Raw genomic sequence first — 24,038 nt, forward strand, 5'->3', positions numbered from 1 at the left:
AGTCGTCGTCGCGGAACGCAGATTGTTGCGACCAGGCAAGGCGCGAAAGCCGCCATACCGCACAACACAGCCTAATGGCAGCAGCGCGTTTCAAAAGACCAACCGGTATTTGGGCATGCACCCGGTGCTTGCTGGTACCGCTTCAAGCGTGGATGTGTGTCGGTCGCCGCGGCGGCAGGAATGGCCGTTCAACCCTCGGAAGCGGACGGAGAGAGCGGCAAGAAGCATTGGTCGCCGGCAAAAGCGATAGAATGCCCGCTCTGCAAAAGACAATATTGACGGGGTACACGGCATGGAGCGGCCGGGCGCGCAGCGTTGGCATGAGCAAACGTTTCTAGGTGTCTTTCGCGGACAACCTGAGAAGGAGCAGGCGCTCCTCCGGATATGCCTGGGCATGGTCGTGTTGATCGGCTATATCGCCGTCGCCGCGCTCCAACGCACGGCCGCCGCGTATGACACTCTGGGCGTGGTTTTCGCATACGTTGTATTCGGCGTGGCGACATACGTAGCCGCGACCGCCGCGACAGTTCGGCCGCGCCTTCGATTGACGGTCACCACCATTGCAGACCAGGCGCTTGTCATGACTGCCTTGGCGCTCGGCGGGCGCGTGGCGCTGCCCTTGCTCTGGGTCGTGTTCTGGTTCCTTGTGGGTGCCGGTTGCCGCCACGGCAAGCGGCCGTTGCTACTTTCATGTGCAGTTGCGCTTGCAGGCGTCGTGATTTTGATGCACGTCGAGCCGTGGTGGAGAGAAAACCTCGCGGTGGGATTGGGCATCATGCTCAGCATCGCGGCGACTTCCGTGTACTTGATGGCCCTCGTGCATCGGCTCGAACGGCAGGCTGCGACGGACCCTCTGACAGGACTCAGCAACCGCACTCGCCTCGAGCAGGCGATCGCTAAAGCGACTGCGGCGCGAGACGACGATAAAGGACAGTCTGTCTTGCTGTTCATCGATCTCGACGGCTTCAAGTACGTCAATGACGCTTATGGGCATGCGGTGGGTGATGAACTGTTGCAGTGCTTCGCCAACGGTCTGCAGACACGCATTCGCCGCGGCGATACGGTTGCCCGCCTGGGAGGCGACGAGTTCGCGGTGCTCGCCCGCCATGTGCATGGCAAGGTCGGCGCGCGCGCGATTGCCGACGGTATTCACGACATCCTTCATGGGCTTCGAGAGATCGGCGGTCATCCCGTCGCCGTATCGGCCAGCATTGGCGTGCGCATGCTCGGTACCAATAGCGCGGACGAACGTCTTGATGTACACGCCCTGATGCGCCAGGCCGATAGCGCGATGTATCGCGCCAAAGCGAACGGGACGGACAAAACCTCATTCTTCGATGAGACGGGTGCCGGCGCGTAAGCGGACCGGGTTCCCCGCGGTGCCCTGCTCGTGTTGGCGAGCGCATTTGATGCAGGTGCCCGGCCGCGGCCGCTCGTATCTGGGAGCATGTGCGCGTCGTCTCGCTGCGGAAGGTAGTTTCATTTCGCGGCTGGAGTTTGGCCCGGAGTGGGGCGAACTGAGACGGTCGCCATCCGGCCACGAACGGCCATACGCTCGAGCATTCGGACAGACACTCAAACGTCCGGTCCACTCAGATAGCGGACCTATGCCTGTCAGTCGAGCTCATTGCGTTACCTCACGGAAGCACACAACCAGGAACGGTCGCATGCCTTACGGACGGTGTGCTCAGTACACACCTGGCACGCCCGGTGGACGATTCTTGAAGCGTCGATGCACCCAGTAATATTGCTCTGGGCACCGATTGATCTGCGTTTCAAGAAATTCATTCAATCGGCGCGCGTCGATCGTCTCACTTTCTGAAGGAAAGTCGCTGAGCGGCTCGAAGATGGTCAGCTTATACCCGCGGTAATCGGGCAATACTTCAGTCACGAATGGTACAACCCGCGCATGGGCCAGTCGAGCAAGGCGCGAAACCGAAGTGAGTGTGCACGCGGGGACGCCAAAAAACGGCACAAAAACGGAGTTGTGTATGCCGTGATCCATATCAGCAGCCAGCATGACTGGTTTGCCTGAACGAAGTAAGCCGACGATCTTTCTGGCGCTTGTCGAACGTTCAATCATCTCGGCGCCAAATCTGCCGCGTTGCCGCTTGGCTAGACTGCAAAGCCGCGCGTTCGACATGCGTGTATACAGTGAGGCGGCGGGCAGGCGCGTTGAGTAGAGTATGCAGCCGACCTCGATGCTCACGAAATGGAAGCCCAGAAAGATGGTCGGCGGAGCATTCCTGTCTTCCAGATCGATTCGACTTTCGATGTGGACCAGCTTCCGTATCCTTTGCGCGCTGCCAAACCATTGAATGCCTCGTTCGAGATAGCTTCGAACGACGTGGCGAAAATGGTTTCTGGCAAGGTCGTCGTACTCGCGCTCGCTCTTGCCCGGAAAACAGAGACGCAGATTGACGAGAGCGATATGTTTTCGGGAGCTTGGAAGTGCATATAACATTGCCCCAAGCGCGCTGCCGAACCTTGCGACGAGCGTATAGGGAAGGACTGCGAAGACGCGCAGCAACACTACAATCAAGACATAGCCTAATCGCCCCAACAACCTCCCCCGCTTGCGAGAATCACTCATCGCGACACGGAAAAATACGAATACTTACGGATGTATAACAAAATTCGAGATCCTGGTGGCATAGCATGGCGATGGCAGAGAAGTATCGCACGTACTGCGTTGTGACGGGCTACCCAAATGGACGCTAGGGTTCTCGGTTCTCCCTGGCGAGAACGACTGCGTATGGGCAGCAAGCGCCTGCAGCGCGGATGCACCACCAGGCGGCCGTTCTACTTTGAAAGCCGCCGCCGAGTCCGCATTGGGGCGAAGGGCAGATCCGGGTCGCGAGCCGCCGACCGCCGTCAGGCAGAAGTCGGCCCAAGAGCGGCCGCTCGGACGCACGTTGATGCAACCCCTGGAATGTCGGCTCCCGCCCAGACTCCACACCTTCCGTCCGCAATCCGGCCATGGTCTGGCGTCGCATGCCCCATCCATCGCCATAAGCATGGTGGCAACGTCTTCGAAGCTACCGACGCCGCTTCGCTCAAAACGCTTACGTCCACTGGAACAAGCCGGCCCTCTCGGCAAGAGCCGATCGGCGTCGAGGTTTTTTGTTTCGGCAAAGATCCAGGTGACGCGTCTCTCAGCGCCCAACCGGCCTGAATAAGCGATTCTTGTCGAGCGTGGCTGGATCGAGCGTATTCTCGTTGCCTTCCGCAGGCGACTCGGGCGCGGCGTCTTCCAGCGCCGGCCCGGTATAGCGGCCTCGTGGCCGTATGACCTTGCTCACCCGGAGTTGCTCAATGCAGTGCGCGAGCAAACCCACGCTCCGGGCTGTTGCGAACAACGCGAACGACGCATCGCGCGGCAACGCCAGCTGAGCCGTCAGGGCCGCAAGCGCAACGTCGATATTTGGCTTGAGCCCGGTCAGCTCAACCACCTTGTTGATGAACGACATGATCTCTTGAGGCGGATCCAGCACTTCGAGCACTGCGGCCGCCCTCGGATCGCCGTCCGGATACAGATGATGTCCAAACCCGGGGATTGGAATGGCCGACTGCAAGTGATGGGCAACCACGTGCTGCGCACCGAGTCTTCCGACGTCGTCGAACACGGCCCGCACGCGGCCTGACGCGTCGCCATGCAGTGGGCCGGAGAAAGTCGCGAGTCCCGTGAGCAGGCATCCGGGCAGCGACGCGCCGGTGGAGGCGGTAATCCTGGCGGCGAACGCGGAACTCGTAATCTCATGGTCGGCCACGAGGACTAAGGCACGGCGGATAAGTTCGGCGCCATCGCGGTCCTGGCCCCAACCAAGCGCGAGCCGCTCATGCGTCATTTGTGCGTTCGCGCCGCGTCGCGCACCAAACGCTTGTGCGATGAGCGCCACGAGCCGGCCGGCCTCGACATGCAGTGCGCTGTCCGTGCGTCCGAGGGTCGAGTGTCCACAGGCCGCGAGCGCTGCCAGCGATGTGAACGCGCATTGCCTGCCGCGCTCGTCGCCCTGTAGCGGCAACTCGCCGCTTTCGAAGGAAACGGGGGCGCGCGCGTTCCAGAGAATGGCCGCCACGTCTTCAAGCGTCGCCGCGTCCGAAAGCCGGATGCTATCCCGCCCCCGGTAGTAGGGCCGGCCTTTTGAGAAGGTGGTAATGCTGCTGTAAATGCAGGGTTCCGCACCGAATATGGTCCCGGCGGCGAGCGCTTCGCGCTTGCGTCCCACCTGCTTTTTTCGGCACAGACCGGCGACGTCCTCCGCGCGATAGAGGCTCTTGCGTGGGTCGAGCGGATCCGGCATGACGGCGATGGTACCTCGACTTACATACGCATAGACAGTCTGCGCCTGCACTCCGAGTTGTCGAGCCGCTTCAGTCAGAGTGATCCAGTTTCGCATGGGATGGCAAGCAAGGTGATGCAGCGCAACGGGGCAACGGGGGAGTGACGACGCAGATCGCGCCTTGCACTCGAGCACGACCGATCCAGCGCCAATATTGACGTTTTTTCAGGTAAAAGTCATCTCGGCGGGTCGCCGCTCCAGTATCTCAACGAGAACGTCACCGGGCGAGCGCACGAAGCAGGCTCTGACGCCGGGGCGAACCTGCTTGATCGGTTCGACGATTTCCGCGTCGCAGAGCAACAGATGCACGAACGCCGCGTCGATATCGTCCACGACCACGCCGAAATGATCTATGCCCTGCTGCCGCTCGCAGCGAGGGTGGCCGGCTTGGACGCTCGCCAGCGAGGTGATGAAAAGGTTGATGCTGCCGATGCGCAAATCCACTCGCCCAGGACGACGCACGATCTCGGCGTTCAGGCAGCGCGCAAACCATGCCGCAGTGGCTTCGGCGTCCGCCGAGCACAGTTGCAGATGATCCCACTTGAATTCAATCATCCGATTTCACCGTATAGTTGAAAGCATCACAGTTCGATGCGGGAAAGCTTGCCCAGCAGCACGGAATACGAAAACGTTCCGAGCAGGCAGATCGCGCCCATCAGGTTGAGGGCCCAGTAGAAGTGGCCGGTGTGCTGGGTGATGTAGCCGATCATGAGCGGCGTGGTGACGGCCGCGATGTTGGCCGCGAGGCTCGTGATGCTGCTGGTCAGTCCCACGTACTGTCGAGGCGCGATTTCGGAAACGGCGGCCCACGACATCGACCCGACGCCCTGCGCGAAGAACGCGATCGTCAGGATGGCGATCACCAGCTCGTTCGACTCGACGAAATTGACAAGCACGATAGACGCGCCGAGCATCGTGCCGATGATGAGCGGAGCCTTGCGCGCTGTCGAAAGCGCCACTCCGCGCCGAATAAAAAAGTCCGAAAGGGAGCCGGCCGCGAGGATGCCGACCGTGGCGCCGATAAAAGGCAGTGCCTGGAAGATCCCAACCTTGATCATCGACATGTGACGCGCTTCGATCAGATAGGTCATGAACCACGTGGTGAAGAAGACCAGCAGCGTGTTGTTACAGAACTTTCCGAGACAGATGGCGAGAACCTGGCGGTAGCTGAGCAGCTTGAGCGCCATGCGCCAGTCGAACTTCTCGCGGGGCTTGCGCGTCGCCGCGGCACCTTCATTGATGTATTGCAGCTCGGTGGCATTCACGCGCGGGTGCTGATGCGGATCGCGGTAAACCCGGTACCAGAGCAGACTGAACAGAATGCCGAAGCCACCGGTCACATAAAAAACCGTCCGCCAACCGTACGCGGCGAAGATCCACAGCAACACTCCGGTGAACAAGGGCGTCCCGATGTATTGCCCCATTACATAGACGCTGGTCGCGAAGCCGCGTTCCCGGGCGGGAAACCACAAGGTCACGGCGCGTGCGTTTGAAGGGAAGGCCGGCGCCTCCAGTGCGCCGATGGCGAGCCGCGACCCGAGCAGCATCTGATAGCCGGTCGCGAAACCCTGCGTCAGCGTGGCGAATGACCAACCGACCAGAGACAGCGCATAGGCGAGGCGTGAGCCGAGAATGTCGGTCAGCACCCCGCCGGGCACCAGCGCAATGGAATAGGCAAGACCAAATGCCGCAAACAGCTCGCCCATCTGCATCTTGTTGAGCGCCAGCCCCTTCGAGAGGCCCGGCGCAACGATGCCCAGCGCCGACCGGTCCACGTAATTCAGAATGGTGGCCATGAGCAACATCGAGAGCACGACGTAGCGGACTCTGGAGCGATTCGTGGTATCCGCGTAAGCCGGGGTTCCCACCGGCAATGTTTGTTCCTCTGCGATTTTCATCGGTGTCTCCGTAACATTAGCCTGTTGTTTTTTTAGTTGGCTTAAGGGCGATTTATCCGCGGCCGACGAACGGCATGGCGGTCGCCATGATGGTCATATTGAGAACATTGGCTTCGAGCGGAAGACTGGCCATGTGCACGACTGCATTCGCCACGTGCGTCACATCCATTCTTGCTTCGGGTGCCAGGCGTCCGTCCGCTTGCAGTACGCCGCGGTTCATCCGTTCAGTGAGCGATGTGGCGGCGTTGCCGATGTCGATCTGGCTGCAGGCGATGTTGAATGCGCGTCCGTCCAGCGCGATCGATCTGGTGATGCCAGTCACAGCATGTTTTGTTGCCGTATAGGCAATGGTGTGCGGCCTTGGCGAGTGGGCGGAGATCGATCCGTTGTTGATGATTCGTCCGCCTTGCGGGGACTGTTCCTTCATCAAACGATAAGCGGCGCGAGCGCAGAGGAAAACGCCGGTCAGATTGGTGGCCACGACGTCGTTCCAGAAGTCGACTTCGTAGTCTTCCAGAGGGACAGCCCCAGCATTGCGCCCCGCGTTGTTGAACAGCACGTCGAGCCGACCGAATGCCTCGGCAATTCCCGAAAACGCGTGCTCGACCGATGCTGCGTCGCCAACGTCGGCCTGGAATACATCCGCTTCTCCCCCCGCCCTGCCGATTGCTTCCTTTGTTTCCAGCAGCGGCTCGGCTCTGCGCCCGATCAGCGCGACAGCGAATCCTGCGTTAGCAAGTGCGACGGCGGCGGTTCGGCCGATGCCGGAGCCGGCGCCCGTCACGGCTGCGAACTTCTTCGATGCAGACATTTCCTTTCCTCTCGTCAAGTCAATTGGACATGGGAAACAGAGTTGCATTCGCATCAGGGGTTGAGCAATCTTGATTCATTGAATCAACATCCGCGGGCCTTGCGGATGGGGATCGCATCAGGGTTTTCCTGATGCGCGTGTGGCCGCAAGCAAGATTGAAGAGGGACAAGACGGAAACAAATCGCAACGCGCAGGCGCCGCGAACAATAGGGGCGTGTCATCACCGAGGAGTTGATTCATCCAATCAACATTGACGGCCCGGCCAGCGATTTCGTAGTCTCTCGACGTCTGCCTACCAAAGGAAAAACCATGTCGGAAGATAAACGCACCAGCCTGTTGATTGCGCGAACGGTTCCCACCGCCGTGGCGAATCGCGCTGCGGCCGAATTCCATGCCTTCGTGACCGAGTCCGATATGAACTCGTGGTCTGTCGTCGACTTCTGCAAGAAGCACGACGTGCCGGCCGTACTCATCGGGAAAAAATCCGGCCTGCAAGCGGAACACATTGCCGCGCTGCCTTCGACGGTCAAGATTATTGCGAACGCGAGCGCGGGCTTCGATCACATGGACGTAGCGGCGGCCCGTGACAGGGGAATCGTCGTGACGAACGCGCCCGATGCGTTGACCGAGTGCACAGCCGATTTTTCCATGCTGCTCTTGCTGGCTGCGTGCCGTCGCGCGTCAGAATACGAACGGATCATGCGCAACGGATGGGGCAAATCGTTCGGCATGACCGAGATGCTGGGTATGCGAGTGAATGGCAAGACGCTCGGCATCGTCGGATTTGGGCGTATTGGACGGGCGGTCGCTAAGCGTGCGCAGGGATTCGGCATGCGCGTGATCTACACGGACATGCACCGTGCGGCCCCGTCGCTGGAAAATGGCGCGACCTTCTATGCCACTCTCGACGAAATGCTGCCGCACTGCCAGGTCCTCACGCTGCACGTGCCGGGTGGAAGCGTCCCGCTCATGACGAAAAGAGAGTTTGGACTCCTTCCCGCAGGCGCGATTTTCGTTAACGCGGCGCGTGGCGGCCTGGTGGACGAAGATGCGCTTTATGACGCCCTGACGTCGGGTCATCTGTTCAGCGCGGCTCTGGATGTGTACCGGAACGAGCCCAACGTCGACAAGCGGTTTGCTGAGCTCGACAACGTGTTCCTGACGCCCCATATGGCCAGCGCAACGATCGAGACCCGCGACCAGATGGGCTTTACGGCGCTGGACAATATCGCCGCCGTGCTGGAAGGACGGCCCGCCTCGAATCCTGTCTGAGGCTCGCCCTCATGGGGACAGTACGTTGCGACGCACGGCGGATTCAACCGGTCGATGCAATAGTTCGATGGAACCGTTCAGCCGGCGTTTCGTAATCCAACGTCTTCCTTGGACGCTCGTTCAGCCATCCACCACGGCGCAGTTCGTTATCTGACGCCATTCGCGGGGGGCGGCGAAAATCTCTTCCTCTGGCCCGAGACAGGTTTCTCCATGCGCGCCAACCATGCTTCGCCTACGCAAACTGGCATGCCCGTGCTCCAGACGACGGGCCACATCTCCTCGTTCGGCAACGACGCGATTGCATTGCGCTGGACGAACGAGGACAAACGTCTCGCCGGTTTCTCACTGATCGACTGCGAGCGCAAACGCACGTTGCGCGTCGTCGCGCCGTTCACGCTCACGCTCGCTGACGGAACCACCATCGGCCTGGCCGAGCTGAGGGTCGTTGCGCCCGTGAGCGACGCTGCGCTCGAACCCAACCCGCATGCGTCCCGCTTGGGCGAACGAATCGCAGGGCGACGCGCGAGCGTCTCCCTGGTAGATACACATGGACACCTAAAGGTGCAATGGAGCGTGGAGCAGCGCGAAGGGTCACGATATCTGCGCGTCCAGCTGGCGATTACGGCGCTTCTTCAGGACGAAGCGATCGCTGCCGTCTCATTGCTGAAGACGCGCGCTCCAGGCGCCAGGGCCAGTAGTGAGCGCAAGGGCACGCCGGTCATTGCGGGCAACTTCTATCTGGGCTTCGAGCACCCGCTGGCGACAAGTCAGGTGAAGGGCGACAGCCTCAGCTTCATGCTGCATCGCGCGTTGCCGCTGGAGAAAAACAGGACGCTGGTCTACTCCGCTGTGGCAGGTGTAGCCAGCGACGGCCAGGTTCGGCGCGACTTCGGCATCTATCTGGAGCGGGAACGGGCTCGCCCGTATCGCCCGTTTCTGCACTACAACAGTTGGGGCGACATCGGCTACCTCACGCCGTACACGCAGGAGCAGGCGCTCGAGCGCATCGCAACAATCGGCCACGAGTTGCACACAGCGCGCGGGGTGCGGATCGATTCGCTTCTGTTCGACGATGGCTGGGACGACCTTGGCGGCGGCTGGCATTTCAGCAAGGCATTTCCACATGGCTTCGTTCCGCTGCGCGACGCTGCCGCGCGATTCGGCGCCGCTCCCGGCATATGGCTTTCCCCGTGGGGCGGCTACGGTGCGCCGAAACAGGAACGCGTGACGCGAGGACGTGCCGCTGGTTATGAGGTCATCGACAACGGTCTCGCATTATCGGGGCCGACGTATTACCGGCGCTTTCATGAAGTCGTGATGGACTTGCTCGACAAGGGCGGCGTCAACCATTTCAAGTTCGACGGCACAGGCAATGCCGACAGGGTGTTCCCCGGCAGCCTGTTCGACAGCGATTGGGACGCGGCGATTCAACTGATCGAGGACATCCGCGCGGCCAAGCCCGAAATTTTCATTAATCTCACCACAGGTACGCATCCGTCGCCGTTCTGGCTGCGCCACGTCGACTCCATCTGGCGCGGCGGCAGCGACGATGGCCTGGCGGGCAGCGGCACGAACCGCGAGCGCTGGATCACATACCGCGACACGCAGACGTATCACAACGTCGTGGAGCGCAGTCCGTTCTTTCCACTCAATTCGCTGATGCTGCACGGCATCCTCTACGCGCAGTGCAATCCACGCCTCAATGCGTCGGCGGGCGACGCATTCTCCAACGAAGTGTGGTCGTACTTCGGGACCGGCACGCAATTGCAGGAGCTCTACATTACGCCGGCGCTGCTGGGCGAGCACGACTGGGATGTGCTTGCGCGCGCCGCCCGATGGGCGCGAGAAAACGGCGACATACTTCGCGACAGTCATTGGATCGGCGGAGCGCCGGACGAACAGGCGGCCTACGGTTGGGCAGCGTGGGCGCCGCACAAGGCGATCGTGACGCTGCGCAATCCTCACAGTCGCACGCAACGCTTCACACTCGAGCTGCGGCGCCAACTCGAACTGCCGGATAACGCGGTGGCACGATTCGAATCGCGCAGCCTTGGACGTGCGGGGGATTCCGGTATTCCTGCTCAACTGGACGCTGATCTGTCGCAAGCAGTGCAACTGGCGCCGTTCGAAGTGCTTACGCTCGAACTGCTGCCGGTTGCCGCCGCGAAGCGGTGAAGGGGGGACGATACGTAGGCGCTAGCACAACCTGTCGGCCAGTTGAATCGGCTTTGCCTCGATCTGATGGAGGTCGAAGACCAGCACCTCGTTGTTACCTTGCACGAGCCACGGCGCGGGACAATACAGGCGCCTTTGCGGGCCGATGTTCCAGTAGCGTCCGAGATTGTGGCCATTGACCCAGACGATACCCTTGGTCCAGTTGCTCATGTCGAGCCAGGTGTCGCCGACTTCAGTCAGCAGCACGTTCGCCTTATAAAAGAGACCGGGTTTCCCTGGGTTCGTGCAGTCTTCGTTGAGGTTGGCGATAAACGTTTCATCCATCGGCAGCAGGTAGATGTCCCATTCCTCGAGCAACGCGAGCGAGCCGTCGACGTGTTTCATCGTGACCGGCTCGAGCAGACCTTTACGGTCAACGATCGCGGGTCCGAAGTTGACGCGCCCCATGGCCTCGACGAGTATCTCCAGCGCTACCTGGCCGTCCGGGTTCGACCCGTGGTTGTGCCGCGCCGAAGGCAGGGCAAGCGGCGCGCGATGCATCATGTGGAGCGACTGCGCGTACTCCTGCGGCAGTTGCGCTCTCGATACGCCGCCCGCGTACCGTTCACCAAGGAAAACCGTTGCGTAGTCGTGAACGGCGCTGATATCCAGCACACCGCGCGCGTGCTCCGGCAAAGACTTGCGATACAGCACGAAGCCAAACGCCTGACCGTAGCGTTCAAACGACTGCGGCTCGACGCCATGCTCGCGTGGCAGTGCCGCGGGCAGGTTGTCCCAGATCGAGGCGTAGAGCGTCGGCATCAAGGCCTCAGCGCCGGCGCAGTCAAGCGTGGCGATGACCTCGGGTATGGCTGGCAAGGGTTCGGGCAGATAGCTGGCGATCAGGTCTCGATACTTGATGTACTTCGGCGTCGCCATGCCTTGCTCGCTGATCGGCGCGCAGTAGTCGTAGCTCGTGATGTCGGGCTGATAGTTGCCTGAAGCGTCCACGTTCGCGCCGGCAAAAAAGCCAAAGCTCGTGCCGCCGTGAATGACATACAGGTTGAACGACAGCCGCGCCTGCATGAACGTGGCCAAGGTACTGGAGAGGTCGTAGTCCACGCCCGCGAACCCCGCTTCGCCCCAATGCGTGAGCCACCCTGGGTACACCTCGCCTGCCATCGCGGGCACCGAGGGGAATTCGCGGCGCACGGTTGCGATCTGCGCTGCGTCGCCGTTGCTCAGCGCGATCGCGCCGCCCGTTACCGTGGTGCGATTGCGTTCGAGTTGCGGGAGACCGTCTTCGGTGTAGAACGGCCCGGTTATGCCTCCTGCTAGCCAAAGCTGCCTGAGCTCTTCGAGGTAAGCCGGATTGCTCGCATACGAACCGAATTCGTTCTCGATCTGGATCAACAGAATCGGTCCGCCGTGCTCGCTCATCAATGGCTTGATACGCGGAACCAGTTCGTCGATATAGCGAGCCACCGCCGCCATGTAGCGAGGATCGGTGGCCGAGTCGGTCCGCAACTGGATGTCCGGATCGCGTAACAGCCAGGAAGGGAGGCCGCCCAGATCCCACTCTGCGCACACGTAAGGCCCGGGGCGCAACAGCACCCACATCTGCTCGGCTTGGCATAGGCGGATGAAGGCCTCGATATCGCGATTCCCGCTGCGGAAGTCGAACACGCCTCTATGCGTCTCGTGGTAATTCCACATGATGTACAACGCGATGCAGTTCATCCCCATCGCCCTTGCCATGCGGATCCGGTGTCGCCAGTACTCGCGCGGGATGCGGGCTGGATGCATCTCGCCGCTGCGAATCTGGAACGGCAGGCCGTCGAGCAGGAAATGTTCGCCGTCGGGGCTAAAGGAGAAGGTATGGCTGCGTTCGAGGTTCACGATGGGCGTTGTCAAGTTGACGAATGCAGGCTACCTGTAAATCGGCTGCACCTGCGAGAACGGTAGAACGCAGTTCCTTAACGATCAACAGCTTGCGAACTTTTTCGGTCCGCGGCGGCGCCATGCCTCGCACGGACCAAAGGTGTCGTTCGCCGGACCGGCCGACCAACGTCAGCTGAGGAACGGCGGATTCAACCGGTGGACGCGATCGCTCGATGGAATCGTTCAGCCGGCGTGCGTATTGCCGGTGCGTGAACTATTCTGAAAAGATCGCAATTGTTCATTCCTTTTCAGGTATTCGACAGGAGGTGTGCCATGTCGATGTCGCCAACCTTGCAGGACCGCCTGCGCAGCAAGGGTTCCCGCTACGAAGTCGTGCGTCACCCATACAGCCACTCGAGTATCGAAACGGCTGCTGCGGCGCACATTCCGGGCGACCGCCTCGCCAAGACCGTGCTCCTCGAAGACGAACACGGCTACGTGGCCGCCGTGCTGCCGTCAACTTACGCCGTGCAGCTCTCCGAACTCTGGAGCAAGACAGGGCGCCGGCTCGCCCTGGCCACGGAAGTCGAACTACGCGAATTATTCAAGGACTGCGATGTGGGTGCGCTGCCGCCAATTTGTATGGCGTATGGCATGAAAACCTACCTGGAATCCAGCCTGGCAGGCCAGCCCGACGTCTACTTCGAGGCGGGCGATCACGAAGAACTGATTCATATGGAAGCGGATCAGTTCCTCATGCTGATGGACGATGCGGAGCGCGCCCATTTCGCCCGGCGGATGCGAGGGTTGAGCGGGCGGGCCTGACCCAACTGGCCAGCCCGTGCGCTGGCCGCGATAATTTGACCGCCTTTTGGTTCATTTGTCAGGGGGTAACTAATCAGCGGAAGCTAGAATTTTTTTCCAACTTCCGCTTGATTAGTCACGCGTCATTGCGCCAGCTGCCAGCGCAGCACCGGATGCGTCGCGCCGGCAGGCATCGCCCACACCCCCGTCGGACTGAAGTCCTCACCCACGAATGATGCCGGTGTGCTCATCTGCGCGGTGGTCAGCCCGTTCGCCGCGGGAATCGGCGTGCCGTAGACGACGCCGGCTGTGGCGGTCGTGGTGTCGGTGTCCCAGTACACATCGTTCCCGATCGTGCCTGTATTGGCCCGCGCGATGCCGATCGGCTGATAGTTGCTCCGGCTGACCCGGGAAGAAATTCATGGTGAGCTTTGCAGGAGTCCCGCACGGATTACCTGACTCGCCTCGGAAATCGAAAGCTGTTTTTCGAAGAGGGGGAGCGGGTTATCAGCGACCGCGGCATAAATCGACTACCCGTCACACTTCTTGCGTTCGACCTCGATCACTTCAAGAGAATCAACGACCACTTTGGGCACAAGACCGGCGACGAGGTTTTGAGGTCATTCGCGGAAACCGTTCGAACCGTGACGGGTACGGACGCGATTCTTGCACGCATCGGCGGCGAAGAATTTGCCGCCCTGCTGCCGGGCTACGACAGCGACCGCGCAAAAAAGCTAGGCGAGAACGTTCTCAGCCGGTTCGCCGCAATGTCCCATGGCGCCGACGGCGACCGGATTCGCGCCACCGTCAGCATTGGACTCGCCGAGTCAAGTCGCGAAACGGCTTCCCTCACCGACCTGCTCTCAGCCGCCGACCAGGCGTTGTATCGAGCCAAGTCGCTGGGCGGCAATCGGCTTGAACAGACGCCAACGACCGCGCTCGCCGCCGCCAGTTGATCTTCGAGTGGCGGCAATCGGATTCAAGCTCCCGCCGGATAGAGTGTGGGGAAGTTTCCGGTCCCGCTCGAAACACTGAATTCATTTGCCAGCACGGCTCCGTCGATTTTCCGCGTGGCCGAGGAGCCACGCGGATTTTCGTCCGAGCGCGATTGCGCACGCAGGTACGACACATGGATGCTCACGAACCCGACACGCGGCCGACCCAGCCCGTAACCCGCCCTGTCCTTGTCTGGGACGCGCCGGTGCGGTTGTTTCACTGGCTGGTGGTCGTGCTGGTCACGGCCGCGTATGTCACGTTGAAGCTGAACTGGATCGACTGGCACGTGCGCGTCGGCGAGACGCTGCTCGCCCTTGTTATTTTCCGCCTGCTGTGGGGCTGCTTTGGCAGTGAGACCGCCCGCTTTCGCAGTTTCGTGGCATCACCCGCGGCTGCGCTCCGTCATTTGCGCCGCCTGTTTCATCGCGAGCCCGATGTGCAGGTAGGCCACAATGCGGCCGGCGGCTGGATGGTTCTATTTCTGCTCGTCTTGCTGCTGACCGAGACGCTGAGCGGGCTCTACGTCAACAACGATATCGCCGACGAAGGGCCGTTTAGCGAACTGGTGCCCGTGTGGCTCGCCAACGCAATCTCGGCGTTGCACGGCCTTGTCTGGTACGTGCTGCTTGCCGCGGTGGTGCTGCACGTGCTCGTGATCGCCCTCTACGCGGTAGCGAAGGGACACAACCTGCTGCGCCCGATGCTGACCGGCTACAAACTGCTGCCCTCGTCCGTGGACGCCCCGCGGCAGGCGCCAGCGCTGCTGGCGCTGCTGCCATTCGGCGTCGGCGTTGCCGTGGTGATGCTGCTCGCGGCTTATCTGTGAGCCTGCCGCAAACCCGCTCTCCGGGCGCGGCTACCGTGCCTGGATCAACTGCCCTTCGGCGGCTTCACCTGGCCGCGGATCTCGCCATTCGGATTGTCCTTCGTGTGAACGTTGATGTACATGTCACCGGCTTCGAACATCTTGGCGTCGTCCGGAGATAGCGTGGCCTGACCGGTGATCGGGCTCGTCACCTCCATGTTGCCCTTCTGCGACAACCAGACTTTTATGCCTGCGTTTTTACCTGCCGGGGCGGGCCCGTGGAAATGCGCCATCGTGGCCGGACTCGTCAATCCGCTGAAGCTGATGTTCCAGGTGACGACCCGCGTGCTGGGGTCGTACGTGAGCTTGGCGGTGCCGCTGCCAGGCGTCTGCACCGGCGGAACCTGTTGGGCGCCCGTCAAAGGCACCTCGAACGAGACGGGCGCCGCTTGCGCCAAGGTCAGCGTACCCGCGAAGGCCAAACCACAGAACACCATGAAAGCGCGCCGCGTGATGGATCGTGACATCTGGTTTTCTCCTGTTGGGTTTGCCCTTGGTGCGCGGGCGATTATTGAAGACTGCAGAAGACCTCGTCGGCGTTGTTGGCAGCCAAACAAGTGAGTCAAGCATAGACGCAAGCAGGCCGTAACGCGAAGGTTGCATGAGGCCGAAATCCGGCTATGCGCGGCGACCGCCCCGTTACGTCGACGCCAGATCAGTCTGTCCAGCGATTCGAAAGGAAATCGTCGGGCGAAAATCGTTGAAATTTGATCCGGCGCGAAAAATTCTTCCGGTACGAGATGCGCTTTGTGCGAAGGCAGCGGATGTAACTGGCGCGACCTGGTGTTGCGCCAGGAGCCTTCATGGATCACACCCATTGTTGCGCTGCCATGTCCATCCCGAACGCCTTCATCGGCATCGCGATTCTGTCCTGCCTGATGAGCGTCGCCGTTCTCGGCTCGCTGTTTCGCGCTCAGGTTCCGGGGATACGCCATTGGTGTGTGGCAAGTGGCCTGCTGGCCGTCGCGGCCACGCTCCTTCTGTTCCGTCGGTCGGATATCGTCGTACTGGGCGCAAGCGCGTTGCTGCCACTGGCCTCGCTCCTCGCGATCCACGGCTTCCGGCGATTCTTTCATCAGCAAACGGCAGAAACTGCGTGATGCTGGCGGGGTCGTCGCAGCGTGCCGATGACATCGTTTTCAGTTTTTCGGCTTAGGAAAGGCTCCGCGCAGGGCTGCGCAGGAGACGCCTGAGCGATCGTCCATTCGCACTGCCACTGCAAAAAAAAACCGGCACACAGTCGCCCGCATACCGGTCTCTATTGGGGCCCAGTCGCGTCACCGCGAAAAGGGCCGCCGCGCCGATCCGCGCCAGTCCGCGCTTTACTTGCGCTTCAATTGCGAAATATCGCGCACCGCGCCGCGATCGGCCGAGGTCGCGAGCGCCGCATACGCCTGCAATGCCTGCGACACGACACGCTCGCGATTGGTCGGCTGCCATGCGTCGTCGCCGCGCGCTTCCATCGCCGCGCGACGGCGTGCGAGCTCTTCATTCGACACCGCAAGATGCATCTTGCGCTGCGGAATGTCGATCTCGATCACGTCGCCGTCTTCGACCAGACCGATCGTGCCGCCTTCCGCCGCTTCCGGCGACGCATGGCCGATCACGAGGCCCGACGAGCCGCCCGAGAAACGGCCATCGGTAAACAGCGCACAGCTCTTGCCGAGGCCCTTCGACTTCAGATACGAAGTCGGGTACAGCATTTCCTGCATGCCCGGACCGCCCTTCGGACCTTCATAGCGGATCACCACGACGTCGCCCGGCACGACCTTGTCACCGAGAATCGCGTCGACCGCGTCGTCCTGGCTTTCGAACACGCGCGCGCGACCCGAGAACAGCCACTGCGATTCGTCGACACCCGCGGTCTTCACGATACAGCCCTTCTCCGCGAGATTGCCGTACAGCACCGCGAGGCCGCCGTCCTTCGAGTACGCGTTTTCCTTGCTGCGGATACAGCCGCTCTTGCGGTCCGTGTCGAGCGTCGCGTAGGTCGCTTCCTGGCTGAAGGCGACCGTGGTCGGAATGCCGCCCGGCGCCGCGCGGAAGAATTTCTGCGCTTCCTCGCCCGCGCCGCCGGCGATGTCCCACTTCGCGATCGCGTTGCCGAGGGTGCCGCTATGCACGTTGCCGCACGACAGATCGAGCAGCTCCGCGCGCGCGAGTTCACCGAGAATACCGATGATGCCGCCCGCGCGATGCACGTCCTCGATGTGGTACTTGTCGGTCATGGGTGCGGCCTTGCACAGGCACGGCACCTTGCGCGAGATACGGTCGATGTCCGACATCGTGAAATCGACGCCCGCTTCCTGCGCGGCGGCCAGCAGGTGCAGCACGGTGTTGGTCGAGCCGCCCATCGCGACGTCGAGCGTCATCGCGTTTTCGAACGCCTGCTTGGTGGCGATGCTGCGGGGCAGGACCGAGGCGTCCTCTTCCTGATAATAGCGGCGGCACAGATCGACGACCAGGCTGCCCGCCTGTTCGAACAGGCCCTTGCGCCATGCGTGCGTCGCGACGATGGTGCCGTTGCCCGGCAATGCGAGGCCGATCGCCTCGGTCAGGCAGTTCATCGAGTTCGCGGTGAACATGCCCGAGCACGAACCGCAGGTCGGGCACGCGCTGCGCTCGACTTCGGCGACTTCGGCGTCGCTGATCTTCGGATCGGCGGCCTTGATCATCGCGTCGATCAGGTCGATCTTCGCGATCACCTGGCCGTCGGTCGGCGACTTGATCTTGCCCGCTTCCATCGGACCGCCCGACACGAACACGACCGGAATGTTCAGGCGCATCGCGGCCATCAGCATGCCCGGGGTGATCTTGTCGCAGTTCGAGATGCAGACCATCGCGTCCGCGCAGTGCGCGTTGACCATGTACTCGACCGAGTCCGCGATCAGTTCGCGCGACGGCAGCGAATACAGCATGCCGCCGTGGCCCATCGCGATGCCGTCGTCGACGGCGATCGTATTGAATTCCTTCGCCACGCCGCCGGCCGCTTCGATCTGCTTCGCGACCAGCGCGCCCAGGTCGCGCAGATGCACGTGGCCCGGCACGAACTGCGTGAACGAATTCACGACCGCGATGATCGGCTTGCCGAAATCGTCGTCCTTCATGCCGGTGGCGCGCCACAGCGCGCGGGCGCCGGCCATGTTGCGGCCATGAGTCGAAGTGCGTGAGCGATAGTTAGGCATCTGTATCCTCAGGTATTGCTGTTATCGGTTTTGATGAGCGCCCGCGCGGGCGTGGGGATCGCAGCGCGGACTTTGCGCTGGGAACGAATAGTGCAAGAACGCCAGTAAGACGTCCAATATATTTTTTCTGCGTAATTAGGTCGAGGAAAGTATTAAACGATGCCGCCACCGCTCAGCCGATTTCACCTTTTCTTGACATTGCCCGCGCTCACCGCGAATAATGCAGCGTTCGTTTAACGAAACCGTGTTCACCATAAGAACACCGAAACGGAAACAGAGGTCTTTTCGAGCGCAACACCGGGTTCGAGGCCAGGCGCGCCCAAGCCTGGGCCCACCCTCCTGGATTCGCGCCAATCTGTCCGCTGTGATCAAGATCAGGTAAGGCAAGTTTGCCGCCAATACGCGCCAGCACCCCGCGCCGGCGCGCCGTACCCGCCCCTCCGCCCAGCACAGGGCCGGGCACTACACAGAGTCACACACATGAAGCGAGACACTCCCTCCCGCGCCGCCGGCCGACCGGCCGCTTCGCGCGGCATCGTCGAAGGGCTGGTTTATGTTTTCGAGCAGGTCATGCCCGACCCGTTCGTACTGTCGATCTGCCTGACGTTCTTCGTCGCCGTGCTGGCGATGCTGATCGCACCGAACGGCACATTGCCGACGCTGCTCGACTCCTGGTACACCGGCACGTTCGGCATTCTGGGCTTCGCGCTGCAGATGATCCTGATCCTCGCGACCGGCTACGCGATCGCGGAAGCGCCGATCGTGCAACGCGGTCTGCGCGCGCTCGCGTCGCATGCGAACTCGCCGACGCGTGCCGCGCTGCTCGTGTTTCCGGTCGTCGCGGTTGCCGCGTGGCTCAATTGGGGGCTCGGGCTCATCGTCGGCGCGTTGCTGTCGCGGGAAATCGCGCGGCGCGTCGACGTCGACTTCGCATGGCTCGTCGCGGGCAGCTATTCGGCCTGGTCGATCTGCAACAGCGGGCTGTCAAGTTCGATCGCGCTATCACAGGCATCCCACGGCAATGCGCTGAATCTCGTCGAGAAAGCGACCGGCCACGTGGTGCCGCTCAGCGAAACCATCTTCGCGCCGTTCGTGTTCATTCCGACCGTGCTGGTCGTCGTCGTGATGACCGCGATCTTCATCAAGATGCATCCGAAGGCGGAGAACGTCGTCGCGTTTCGTCAGAGCGGCGAAGCAGCCGCCGACGCGCCGAGCGACGACCCGCATGCCCGCGCGAGCAGCGAGACATCGCTTGCGGCGCGCCTCGAGCAGTCGATGCTCGGCACACTGCTGATGCTCGCGCTCGGCATCGGCTATCTGGCGCTGACGTGGCACAAGGAAGGATTCGATCTCGACATCAACAACACGATCCTGATCTTCCTGATGATCGGTCTCGCGCTGCAACGCACGCCGATCGCGTACGCGAATTCGATTCGCCGCGCCGCGCGTCAGACCGGCTCGATGCTGCTGCAATATCCGATGTACGGCGGGATCATGGGCATCATGAAGGGCACGGGTCTCGCGTCGATGATCGCGAAAGCGTTCGTGACGATCGCGTCACCGGTCACGCTGCCGCTGTGGAGCTATCTGAGCTCGCTGATCATCACGCTGCTGGTGCCGAGCGCCGGTGGCCACTGGGCGGTGCAGGGTCCGTTCGTGCTGCCCGCGGCGCTCAGCCTGCATGCGTCGGTGCCGCGCACCGCAATGGGCGTCGCGATGGCCGAGAATGTATCGAACATGCTGCAGCCGTTCTGGGCCGTGCCGATCGTCGCGATCGCGGGTATCCGGATTCAGCGCGTCATGGGCTATACGGCGGTGACGTTCGCGGTGTCGCTGGTGATTTACGCGGTGGCGTTGTGGCTCGTGCCGTAACCACAATGACCTGAGTCGAACGATCTCGCTACCGTCAAAACAAAGGGCCGATGAAGCAATGCTTGATCGGCCCTTTGTGCTTTTGCGGCGTACCGCTCGCTGTTACATCTTGACGACGTCCAGCAGCGTCTTTTTGCCGTCCTTGTAGTCGTACAGCGAGATCACGCCGTGCTGAAGGTCGCCCTTCGCGTCGAACGTCGCGATTGGAGCCGCGTCAATTGGCGGTCGTTTCGTCGCTCGATTCAGCGGGAGGGTTTGATTCGTTCAGGAAATCGTCAGCAAAAGTGACGAGATAAGCAGCAACTCTGCGAATCACGGCTTGAAATCGGCCAGCATCACACCGTCGCGGATATGCGCGAGAGCGGCCGCCACGTAGTCGACGACCGGTGCCGGTGGATGGTCCGGCTTCGCCCACACGAAGCCCGAGCACTTGTGCGGCTCCATGTTCGCCAGTTCGCCTTGCCATGAACGGCACACGAGAAAGAAGCTGATGCGGTTCGTGTCCGAGTCGCGCCGCATCACGAGTTTGAATTCGAGCGCGCCGGGCGCGATCGTCACACCGGCTTCTTCTTTCGATTCTCGAATCGCGCATGCCTCGATCGATTCGCCCGGTTCGAGATGGCCGGCAATCAACGCGTACTGGCCGTCCCTGAAACCGGTATTCGCGCGCTGGATGAAAAGGCACTCGCCCTGCCCATTCAGGAACAGCACGTTCACATCGACGATGCTTTGCATTCGGCTCATTTTCTTGCCGGCATCATGACGGACTAGCCGCGTTGCGCGGTCAGCAGCTTGATGCCGAGCGCGACGAAGACGAGCCCGCTGCCGCGTTTGATGGCCGCGACCCAACGGCTGGCTCCGACGCGCGTATGGATACCGCGCACGCCGAGCGAATAAATGGTGTGCACGAGCGCGACGGTGACCGCGATCGTCAGATACATCACGATGAACTGCTCCGACAGGCCGCGCTCGTGGTCGATGAATTGCGGCATGAACGCCGATAGAAAGATCATCGTCTTCGGATTGCTGCCCGACACGAGCAAGGCTTCGCGGAATACCTTCTTGCGCTCGAACGTATAAGCGGACGATGCGACGCCCGCCGGCTGCGCGGCCCGCGATGCCTCTTTGTTGCCGCCGCGCAGTTGCCTGATGCCGAGATACACCAAATAACCCGCGCCGAGCACTTTCATCGCGACGAAGAGCGGTGGCAGCGTCGTCAATACCGCGCCGACACCTAGCGCCACGAGGACGACGACGACTCCTTGCGCGAGCAGATTACCGGCCACGCTCGCCGCCGCGCCGCGGTTTCCATAGCGGACCGAATTGCGGATCACGAGCAGAACGTTCGGTCCCGGCGAAATAGTGGTGAGCAGATAGGCACCGGCGAAAAGCAACCAGGTATGGAAGGACATGGCAGGCCCAGCGGTTCGTTGTGGTTGAATACCAATACACCGGACATCATCATGCCACGGAAAAAATCGCTGCCGCGTCGCGCGCCGCCTCAACGCTTCAGCCCGTCACCAGTTGCAGCGGCGTCTCGATCACCTTCGACAACTCGCGCTGCTTGCGCCGCTCGGTCACCGCCTTCAACGCGAAGTCGATGCCGAACACGGTCTGGCGGCCGGCGAACTGGTTCATCGTCGCGAGCACGCGGCCGTCGGCGAGTAGCGGCTTGATCGCATCGATCGCGTCGTAGCCGGTGACATAGACGCCGCCGCCGCGACCCGCGTCGCGAATCGCGTCGACCGCGCCCATCGCCATGTTGTCGTTGCCGCATAACAGCGCGCGCAACTGCGGATGCTCGGCCAGCATTTTCGTGGCCACGTCGCGGGCCTTGCCGTACTCCCAGTCACCCGACTCGACCGCGACGACCTGCACGCTCGCGGCATCCATCGCATCGCGGCTGCCGGCCGTGCGCTGCTGCGCATTGCTGCTCACCGAAATGCCTTCGATGATGCCAACCTGATCGCCGGGCTTCAGCCGCGTGGCCAGATATTGGCCGACCTGCTTCGCGCCGTTGCGATTGTTCGGCCCGACGAACGGCACCGAGATGCCGGCGGCCGCTTGCGCCGCATCGTCGAGCGGGTTGTCGATCGTGATCGTGATGATGCCGGCCTTGATCGCGCGCGCGATCACCGGGATCAGCGCCTTCGAGTCGGTCGGCGCGATCACGATCGCGTTCACCTTCGCCCTGATCGCCTCGTCGACCATGCGGATCTGCGCGGCGGTGTCGGTCTGTTTGGCCGTGCCGCGAATCGTCAGGCTGAATTGCGACGAGAAGTGGTCCTGGTAATTGCGTGCAGCGTCGACCATCGCGACCGTGAACGGGTCAGACATCGATTTGAGTACGAGCGCGATCTTCGGCTTCGTGCCGGGCAGCACTTCGGCGCCGGCATCGTCCGCGAACAGCGCGATGCCAGTGAGACCGGTTGCGGCCAGCGCGCCCGCGAGCAGCACGCGGCGGCGCATGTTCTGCGTCATGGCTTGACTCCTTCGCGGACGTGCCGGTTGCGGAGGTGCCGGTTGCGGACGTGCCGGTTGCGGACGGGCCGATCGAACGACGCGACGCTGGCGGCAATTTCGTCGAAGAGCGGCCGGCTGTCGATATCTTCGCTCAGACAACGCGTCTTCAAGGCGGCGAGTTGCGCGTCGAGTCCACCGGATACCTCGCAACGCTCGAGCAGTTCTTCGAGCAGACAGCCGTACGCCCTCACTTCGAGCCGCTGCAACGCGATAGCGAGCTCGCGATCGCCGGCGTCAAAAAACGACGCCGCCCCGAAATCGCCGAGCAGCGCGCGCCCCGCGCCGCCGTGCAGGATATTGTGCGCGTACAGATCGCCGTGCATCACGCCGCCCCGATGCAGATGACTCGCGACCTTCGCGATGCCGCTCGCGATACCGAGCACCGTCGCAAGGTCGAAGCGCGCGTCGTCGCGATAGATGTCGCGCGTACACGATGCGAGGCTCGGCGGACCGGCGAGATTGGCGAAGCGCGTATCGATCAATCCCATCACGAGGCCATGCGTATCCGACGGATGCCCGATCACCTTGCCGAGCACGGGGATCAGGTTCGCATGTTCGCCGCCGCGAATGCAAGCAGCCATCTCGCAGTCGGGCAAACCGTCGCTCGTCACCGCGCCCTTGAACAGCTTGACGGCGACCGCACGCGGCGCGGGCTCCTTGTCCGCGTGCAGCGCCGCGCGATAGATGACGCCCGATGCGCCCTCGCCCAACGGCCGTTCGAGCTGCAACGCATCCCAACGAATGCCGCTGATCGGTGTGTCGATGAGCGCCGCCTGTTCAAGCGCCGCGTTGAACGGATTGCCCGCATACGCGAGCCACGCGAGCCGCGGCAGACGCAGCAACCAACGCGGCAATGCATCGAAACGATTCGCCGCGACCCTCAGCAGTTCGAGCCGCGTGCATGCGGCCAACTCCTCGGGCAGCGCGCGCAGCCGGTTGCCGGCAAGCATCAGCTTCTGCAGTTGCGTGCAGCGGCCGAGCTCCGCGGGCAAGCGTTCGAGACCGTTGTCGGTCAGAATCAGCCAACGCAGCAGCGGCGGCAGCGCGCGCGCCGGCACCTCGCGGATGCGATTCGACTTGAAGCCGATCATGCTCAGTTGAGCGCATTCGCCGAGCACGCCGGGCAATTCGGTGAACGGGTTGTTGGACGCGAACAGGATACGCAGTTTGCGCAGACGCGGCAGATCGTCCGGCAGCGTCGTCAATGCGTTGTTCGACAGGTCGAGCACTTCGAGCGTATCGGCGAGATCGAAAATCTCGCGCGGAAATTCGCTCAGGCCGCACGCGAGTTTGAGTTCGCGCGCACCCGCCAGTCGCCCGGCCCGCAGTTGTTCTAAAGTCGTGGTCACAGTCGTGGGAAAGAAGATCGGGTAGCGCCCGCAGCGCGTCGTACCGAAGCTGTCGATTTTACTGAGTCGAAGGTCATCTGGGGTT

Annotated in this window: 20 protein-coding genes and 2 pseudogenes; 8 read left to right on the top strand and 14 right to left on the bottom strand. The window is 62.1% G+C overall.

The features are described from left to right. Nucleotides 1-292: 292 nt before the first annotated feature. Nucleotides 293-1,360 carry a diguanylate cyclase domain-containing protein gene (locus tag OKW38_RS29265; RefSeq protein ID WP_429364381.1) on the top strand — a complete coding sequence of 356 codons (1,068 nt, stop codon included), beginning with the start codon at nt 293-295 and terminating at the stop codon, nt 1,358-1,360. A gap of 327 nt (nt 1,361-1,687) precedes the next feature. Here the strand turns inward: OKW38_RS29265 and OKW38_RS29270 are convergent, their stop codons facing one another. The 5 genes from OKW38_RS29270 to OKW38_RS29290 form a co-directional block, all read right to left on the bottom strand. Further along, the gene (locus tag OKW38_RS29270) at nt 1,688-2,593 is read right to left on the bottom strand and encodes a lipid A biosynthesis lauroyl acyltransferase (protein WP_176078957.1); all 906 of its coding nucleotides are present in this window, start codon (nt 2,591-2,593) and stop codon (nt 1,688-1,690) included. Between the two features lie 562 nt (nt 2,594-3,155). Then, complete coding sequence (locus OKW38_RS29275; protein ID WP_429364383.1) at nt 3,156-4,400, bottom strand: citrate/2-methylcitrate synthase; 1,245 nt, start codon at nt 4,398-4,400, stop codon at nt 3,156-3,158. A 108-nt stretch (nt 4,401-4,508) separates the two neighbouring features. Further along, complete coding sequence (locus OKW38_RS29280) at nt 4,509-4,898, bottom strand: VOC family protein (protein ID WP_090807437.1); 390 nt, start codon at nt 4,896-4,898, stop codon at nt 4,509-4,511. 26 nt (nt 4,899-4,924) lie between these two features. Continuing rightward, entirely contained in the window at nt 4,925-6,241 is a 1,317-nt protein-coding gene (locus OKW38_RS29285; RefSeq protein WP_090807439.1) for an MFS transporter, read from the bottom strand. 52 nt (nt 6,242-6,293) lie between these two features. After that, complete coding sequence (locus OKW38_RS29290) at nt 6,294-7,052, bottom strand: SDR family oxidoreductase (RefSeq protein WP_187631276.1); 759 nt, start codon at nt 7,050-7,052, stop codon at nt 6,294-6,296. 309 nt (nt 7,053-7,361) lie between these two features. Here OKW38_RS29290 and OKW38_RS29295 point away from each other — a divergent pair, with 309 nt between their 5' ends. Then, on the top strand, nt 7,362-8,324 hold the full coding sequence (locus OKW38_RS29295; RefSeq protein ID WP_090807443.1) for a 2-hydroxyacid dehydrogenase: 963 nt from the start codon (nt 7,362-7,364) through the stop codon (nt 8,322-8,324). A 210-nt stretch (nt 8,325-8,534) separates the two neighbouring features. Beyond that, nucleotides 8,535-10,499: an enterotoxin gene (locus OKW38_RS29300; RefSeq protein WP_429364385.1), complete on the top strand. Its 1,965-nt coding sequence runs from the start codon at nt 8,535-8,537 to the stop codon at nt 10,497-10,499. A 21-nt stretch (nt 10,500-10,520) separates the two neighbouring features. Here OKW38_RS29300 and OKW38_RS29305 read toward each other — a convergent pair whose 3' ends face one another. Beyond that, on the bottom strand, nt 10,521-12,392 hold the full coding sequence (locus tag OKW38_RS29305; protein ID WP_429364387.1) for a beta-galactosidase: 1,872 nt from the start codon (nt 12,390-12,392) through the stop codon (nt 10,521-10,523). Between the two features lie 300 nt (nt 12,393-12,692). Here OKW38_RS29305 and OKW38_RS29310 point away from each other — a divergent pair, with 300 nt between their 5' ends. Beyond that, nucleotides 12,693-13,184 carry an aminoacyl-tRNA deacylase gene (locus OKW38_RS29310; protein WP_429364389.1) on the top strand — a complete coding sequence of 164 codons (492 nt, stop codon included), beginning with the start codon at nt 12,693-12,695 and terminating at the stop codon, nt 13,182-13,184. Between the two features lie 122 nt (nt 13,185-13,306). Here the strand turns inward: OKW38_RS29310 and OKW38_RS29315 are convergent, their stop codons facing one another. Further along, nucleotides 13,307-13,504, bottom strand: a complete 198-nt coding sequence (locus OKW38_RS29315) for a hypothetical protein (protein WP_429364391.1) — start codon at nt 13,502-13,504, stop codon at nt 13,307-13,309. 52 nt (nt 13,505-13,556) lie between these two features. Here OKW38_RS29315 and OKW38_RS29320 point away from each other — a divergent pair. Together OKW38_RS29320 and OKW38_RS29325 are read left to right on the top strand one after the other, a co-directional pair. Then, nucleotides 13,557-14,119, top strand: a pseudogene (locus OKW38_RS29320) (GGDEF domain-containing protein); the annotation flags it as partial. 173 nt (nt 14,120-14,292) lie between these two features. Then, nucleotides 14,293-14,985: a cytochrome b/b6 domain-containing protein gene (locus OKW38_RS29325; protein ID WP_090807451.1), complete on the top strand. Its 693-nt coding sequence runs from the start codon at nt 14,293-14,295 to the stop codon at nt 14,983-14,985. Between the two features lie 44 nt (nt 14,986-15,029). Here the strand turns inward: OKW38_RS29325 and OKW38_RS29330 are convergent, their stop codons facing one another. Continuing rightward, entirely contained in the window at nt 15,030-15,491 is a 462-nt protein-coding gene (locus tag OKW38_RS29330; protein ID WP_090807453.1) for a CHRD domain-containing protein, read from the bottom strand. A 336-nt stretch (nt 15,492-15,827) separates the two neighbouring features. Here OKW38_RS29330 and OKW38_RS29335 point away from each other — a divergent pair, with 336 nt between their 5' ends. Beyond that, nucleotides 15,828-16,124, top strand: coding sequence for a hypothetical protein (locus tag OKW38_RS29335; RefSeq protein ID WP_429364393.1), 297 nt, complete (start codon nt 15,828-15,830; stop codon nt 16,122-16,124). 222 nt (nt 16,125-16,346) lie between these two features. On the opposite strand, the gene ilvD is transcribed toward OKW38_RS29335, so the two are convergent. Next, nucleotides 16,347-18,209, bottom strand: a complete 1,863-nt coding sequence (ilvD, locus tag OKW38_RS29340; protein ID WP_429364395.1) for a dihydroxy-acid dehydratase — start codon at nt 18,207-18,209, stop codon at nt 16,347-16,349. 480 nt (nt 18,210-18,689) lie between these two features. Here ilvD and OKW38_RS29345 point away from each other — a divergent pair, with 480 nt between their 5' ends. Next, nucleotides 18,690-20,081, top strand: a complete 1,392-nt coding sequence (locus OKW38_RS29345; RefSeq protein ID WP_429364397.1) for a short-chain fatty acid transporter — start codon at nt 18,690-18,692, stop codon at nt 20,079-20,081. 102 nt (nt 20,082-20,183) lie between these two features. On the opposite strand, the pseudogene OKW38_RS29350 reads toward OKW38_RS29345, so the two are convergent. From OKW38_RS29350 to OKW38_RS29370, 5 genes and pseudogenes are all read right to left on the bottom strand, one after another. Then, a pseudogene (locus tag OKW38_RS29350) lies at nt 20,184-20,279 on the bottom strand (ABC transporter substrate-binding protein); the annotation flags it as partial. Nucleotides 20,280-20,393: 114 nt separating this feature from the next. After that, on the bottom strand, nt 20,394-20,825 hold the full coding sequence (locus tag OKW38_RS29355; RefSeq protein ID WP_090807459.1) for an NUDIX hydrolase: 432 nt from the start codon (nt 20,823-20,825) through the stop codon (nt 20,394-20,396). 23 nt (nt 20,826-20,848) lie between these two features. Continuing rightward, complete coding sequence (locus OKW38_RS29360; RefSeq protein WP_429333397.1) at nt 20,849-21,493, bottom strand: LysE family translocator; 645 nt, start codon at nt 21,491-21,493, stop codon at nt 20,849-20,851. 97 nt (nt 21,494-21,590) lie between these two features. Beyond that, on the bottom strand, nt 21,591-22,562 hold the full coding sequence (locus tag OKW38_RS29365) for a substrate-binding domain-containing protein (protein WP_429364399.1): 972 nt from the start codon (nt 22,560-22,562) through the stop codon (nt 21,591-21,593). Continuing rightward, nucleotides 22,559-23,953, bottom strand: a complete 1,395-nt coding sequence (locus tag OKW38_RS29370; RefSeq protein WP_429364401.1) for a leucine-rich repeat-containing protein kinase family protein — start codon at nt 23,951-23,953, stop codon at nt 22,559-22,561. Before OKW38_RS29370 ends, OKW38_RS29365 begins: the two co-directional genes overlap by 4 nt. Nucleotides 23,954-24,038 lie beyond the last annotated feature (85 nt).

This window comes from Paraburkholderia sp. MM5496-R1 (genome assembly GCF_050436205.1).
Taxonomy (GTDB): domain Bacteria; phylum Pseudomonadota; class Gammaproteobacteria; order Burkholderiales; family Burkholderiaceae; genus Paraburkholderia; species Paraburkholderia tuberum.